General features: G+C 34.8%; 3 protein-coding genes. All 3 read right to left on the bottom strand.

The window, feature by feature from the left end:
- Positions 1–121 precede the first annotated feature (121 nt).
- On the bottom strand, positions 122–1243 hold the full coding sequence (locus LIQ05_RS19165; RefSeq protein WP_055149049.1) for a DUF4062 domain-containing protein: 1122 nt from the start codon (positions 1241–1243) through the stop codon (positions 122–124).
- Between the two features lie 122 nt (positions 1244–1365).
- The gene (locus LIQ05_RS19170) at positions 1366–1710 is read right to left on the bottom strand and encodes a hypothetical protein (RefSeq protein ID WP_015533346.1); all 345 of its coding nucleotides are present in this window, start codon (positions 1708–1710) and stop codon (positions 1366–1368) included.
- On the bottom strand, positions 1655–1835 hold a 181-nt coding region (locus LIQ05_RS19175; RefSeq protein ID WP_226822910.1), incomplete at its 5' end, for a hypothetical protein. The genes LIQ05_RS19170 and LIQ05_RS19175, both read right to left, overlap by 56 nt.

The raw sequence follows: 1835 nt of genomic DNA on the forward strand, positions 1-1835 counted from the left end.
GGTGGTCTTTTGGTCTGGAAAAAGAAAAAGGGCAGAACCCCGAAGAGCCCTGCCCGTAATAAAAAATACAGCCATGTATATTTGCAAATAAATACGCATAACTGTATTAGTTTAATTCTTATTAATCTTCAAACTCTTTTAACTCGTCAAGCGGTTCTTTTGAAGTATCTATTGCCATATTGTTCTTTAACCAATCAGCTTTGCTATAACCTGTTCCGGTCAATTCAAATATTTCACCTTTATACCCTACAGCTTTAACCCAGCCCCATTCTATAAGTCTGTCTAAAGCCTCTTCCCATCTCGCAGATTCTCTTTTTGAATTATCAGCCATAAACTGCTTACCTGATGTAAAAATCTGAGTAGGTGAACCAAGTGTCCGTATCTTTAGTATTTGCCCATCACCATCAGCCGCATATACTAATAAAAAGGCAGAGTCCACTGGAATGTTCCCAACATCATCTAGCCCTACAACTGATTTATTTTCTTCTGGATTTCCAATAATTAACGTATTATCTTCAACCTGGAACAATTTTTTGATATCTTCACTTGTTGCTGTAGGAATTTCTTTCAAGGTTAACTGGTTATTTTCTAGGTCAGTGAGTCTACTATAGAATTGAGAAAACATCTCTTTCATGTCATCTAGCATCTTCTGCTGATGTTCTCCAAGTTCAGTATTTGCTTTATTTCGTCCTTCTGCCTCTTCATTAATTATATCCACTATATCTCGATATCGAACCCATCCAGCGTTATCATCAACATAGTTAACGGCGTTCCTAAATGTCGGTGATGCCACATACTTTAAACTGTTTAAATCTGTGAAAAAATCAACTGTATTTTTATCATTTTTGACTTTTTCTCTAAACTCATCCAGTTTCTTCATTTTATCATACTTATCATTTCCGGTATCCTTTTCACTTTCAGAAATAGCCGAAGGTTGTTTAATCAATACAAGTACTGGTAATCCTTTAGTTTTTGCATAATTGTATTCTTTCTCTGTGTAACTTATACCAGTTTCTTCATCAATTGACCCATACCTAGCACCAATAACAAGAAGATAAAAATCACACTCATCAATCATTTTTGTTATAACATTCCATTGACTTGTAGGTGCAGCATGAAATTGCTCCATTCCTACCGGAATAAAATTATTCTCTAGTGCCACACCTACCAATGCCTGTCTTTCCTTTTTAAGATCTTCATAGGTAGAACTTATAAAAATAGAAAACTTTCGTCTATTCTTCATATCAATATGCTCCTTTTATACTTATCTCTTATCACTCCAGGTTTCCGCAAAATCAAATTTCACAAACTCTACTAATAATGATACCACAAAAATGAGTTAGGGTATATTTTTATTTACATTTCTTAAGCTAATTCTCGAAGCCATTCTCTGATTTCCATTGGTGTATTTTTGCAAAAATCCCTAATCCACATTTCATGCAATCTGGACTCTGATTCTGTATTTTCTATGCTCACAGCACATCCACCTGTTTCCTGAAGTGCTTCCAAACAATCCCATTCTTTTTTAAAGTCTCCTGCAAATTCCATCCAAACTTTTATGTGATATTCCTTAAAACCAAGATGATAAATCAGATAAGTCAACCTGTCGAAATCAGCTAACTGCATTTTTTCTTTCTTAAATAATAGCCTTTTATCATGCTCGCTGCATAAATATAAAAATGCAAACTGTTCTATTTTTACCTGCTCCATATATTTCTCCCTCTTCTGTTCTTGTCTCACTTTTACAACCGATTCTACCTTGTCCAATCGTTAAAATCAATACAGATGGTGCAAAAAGTGAGACAAGCCATCCTTTTACCAGAGAGGAAGAGATT

The organism is Blautia glucerasea, assembly GCF_020537505.1.
Taxonomy (GTDB): Bacteria; Bacillota; Clostridia; order Lachnospirales; family Lachnospiraceae; genus Blautia_A.

Excerpts from the sequence above, each read along its gene's own strand:
- LIQ05_RS19170 (WP_015533346.1), bottom strand. The coding sequence starts at position 1,710 with ATGGAGCAGGTAAAAATAGAACAGTTTGCATTTTTATATTTATGCAGC.
- LIQ05_RS19165 (WP_055149049.1), bottom strand. The coding sequence starts at position 1,243 with ATGAAGAATAGACGAAAGTTTTCTATTTTTATAAGTTCTACCTATGAA.